The sequence below is a fragment of the Halolamina salina genome (genome assembly GCF_042678005.1).
In the GTDB taxonomy this organism is placed as follows: Archaea; Halobacteriota; Halobacteria; order Halobacteriales; family Haloferacaceae; genus Halolamina; species Halolamina salina.
On sequence record NZ_JBHUDH010000118.1, the window covers coordinates 36,264 to 39,055 of the forward strand.

Annotated in this window: 1 protein-coding gene and 1 pseudogene; both read left to right on the forward strand. The window is 69.0% G+C overall.

The genetic code is table 11. The annotated features are described in order from the left end of the window. Positions 1-1,884: pseudogene (locus ACFR9S_RS10640) on the forward strand (chromosome segregation protein SMC); the annotation flags it as partial. Positions 1,885-1,908: 24 nt separating this feature from the next. Next, positions 1,909-2,792: segregation/condensation protein A (locus ACFR9S_RS10645; RefSeq protein ID WP_379818601.1), on the forward strand; the 884-nt coding region annotated here is incomplete at its 3' end.

Consider the following 2,792-nt stretch of genomic DNA (forward strand, 5'->3'; position numbering starts at 1 on the left):
CTCGCGAACGTCGACGTCGACGACGACGGCGTGGGTTCGGACTGCATCGACTACCTGAAGTCGCGGAACGCGGGCCGGGCGACGTTCCTCCCGATGACGGAGATGAACGACCGCAGCCTCCCCCGCGAACCGAGCGACCCCGGCGTCGTCGGCTTCGCCCGCGAACTGGTCGACTACGACGACCGCTACTCGGGCATTTTCTCCTACGTCCTCGGCTCGACGCTGGTCGTCGAGGACATGGAGACCGCCCGCCACTTCATGGGCGACTTCCGGATGGTCACCCTCGACGGCGACCTCGTCGAGAAGTCCGGCGCCATGACCGGCGGCTCCGGCGGCGGCTCGCGCTACTCGTTCTCGAAGTCCGGCGGCGGCCGGCTCGAACGGCTGGCCGAGGAGATCCACGAACTCGAAGAGGAGCGCCAGTCGATCCAGGACGACCTCGACCAGGTGGAGGCCGACCTCACCGACGCCCGCGAGCGCAAGAGCGCCGCGGCGGAGAAAGTCCGCGAGATCGAGACCGACGTGGAGGACGCCGAGGAGGACGTCGCGGAGGCGGAGGCCCGGATCGAGGAGATCGAAGACGAGCTCGCCGACCTCCGCGAGGAGCGGGAGGAAGTCGACGCGCAGATGACCGAGCTGGACGGGGAGATCGCCGACCTCGACGAGCGGATCGCGGCCGCCGAGGAGTCGATCGAGGAGATCGAGGCCGAGATGGCCGACTCGAAGATCCCCGAGCTCTCCGCGCGGGCCGAGGAGATCCGCGAGGAGATCGACGCGCTCGAGGACCGCAGCGACGACCTCGACGCCGAACTTGGCGACCGGCGCCGCGAGAAGGAGTACGCCGAGAACTCCCTCGAGGACCTCCACGACACCGTCGAGGAGGCCCAGAACCGGAAAGCCGAACTGGAGAGCGATATCGAGGAGTTCGAGGCCCAGATCGAGGAGAAGGAGGAAGTGCTCGAGGAGAAACACGAGAAGGTCGCCGAGCTCGAGGAGCAGCTCGCCGAGCTCAAAGAGGAGCGCGAGGCGCTCAAAGCCGACGTGCGCGAGGCCCGCAGCGAGCGCAACGACCGGCAGGACGAGGTCGATCGCGTCGAGAACCGGCTCGACTCGCTCAAACGCAGCGCGGTCGCGCTGAGCGAGGAGATCTCCGACCTCGAGAGCCAGGTCGGCGAGTACGACGCCGACGAGATCCCGCCCCACGACGAGGTGGAGGCGGAGATCGAGCGGCTGAGCGAGGAGATGGAAGCGCTGGAGCCGGTGAACATGCTCGCGATCGACGAGTACGACGAGGTCGAGGCTGATCTCGACCAGCTCCGCGAGCAGCGGGAGGTGCTCGTCGAGGAGCGCGACGGGATCGAGGACCGCATCGACGGCTTCGAGCAGCAGAAGAAACAGACGTTCATGGACGCCTTCGAGTCGATCGACGAGCAGTTCCAGCGCATCTTCTCCCGGCTCTCCGACGGGACGGGGGAGCTGGTGCTCGAGGACCCCGAGAACCCCTTCGAGGAGGGGCTGACGATGAAGGCCCAGCCCGCGGACAAGCCCGTCCAGCGGCTGGACGCGATGAGCGGCGGGGAGAAGTCGCTGACCGCGCTCGCCTTCATCTTCGCGATCCAGCGGCACAACCCCGCGCCGTTCTACGCGCTGGACGAGATCGACGCGTTCCTCGACGCGGTCAACGCCGAGCGCGTCGGCGAGATGGTCGACGACCTCGCGGGCGACGCGCAGTTCGTCGTCGTCAGCCACCGTTCGGCACTGCTGGACCGCTCCGAGCGCGCGATCGGCGTCACGATGCAGGAGGACAACGTCTCCGCGGTCACGGGGATCGACCTCGCCGACGGCGAGGAGCCGGGGGCGGAGGTGGCGACCGATGACGACTGACGGGAACCCGGCACGGAGGGGACGATGAGCGACGAGGAGTTCTCGATCGACATCGCGGGCCACGAGACCGGCGATCCGGGCGTCGACGACGACCTCGTGAGCGACGATGCCGCCGACACCGACGACGAGGACGGAGAGGTCGAGCCGGTCGAAGTGCTCGTCAATCTGGCCGAGGACGGCGAGATCGACCCGTGGGACATCGACATCGTCGCGGTCACCGACGCGTTCCTCGCCGAACTCGACGAGGCAGACCTCCGGGCCTCGGGCCGGGCGCTGTTCTACGCCTCGGTGCTGCTGCGGATGAAGTCAGAAGCGATGCTGGGCGACGACGAGCCCGACGAGCCCGAACCCGAGCCGTGGGAGACGGCGATGCGGCGGGAGGCGCCGCCGCCCGGCGAGGACGACGGCTTCGACCCCGTCGATCAGCTGGAGGCGGAGATGGACCGCCGGCTCGAACGAAAATCCACCCGCGGGACGCCGGAGACGCTGGACGAACTGGTCCGGGAGCTCCGGGACGCCGAGCGGGGGAGCTGGTGGAAGGAGTCCCGCAGCTACGACACCAGCGAGTCGCCCGCGGGCTACGACCGCGGCCCACAAACGCTCGACTACCACGCCGGCGACGACTTCCGGCGGGACGAGGAGCCGACCGAGGACGACGTCACCGGCACCACCCACACCGAGGACATCGACGAGGTGATCGCCGACGTGGACGGCGCGCTGGCCGAGCACTACGACCGCGGCCGCGACGAGGTGCTGTTCGTGGAGGTGCGCGACGCCGGCGGCCGGCCGGTGATGACGTATCTCGCTCTCCTCTTCCTCTCGAACCGGGGCGACGTGCGGCTGAACCAGGACGACCTGTTCGACGACCTCTGGGTGCAGGGCCCCGCGGCCGTCGACGCCGAGGAACC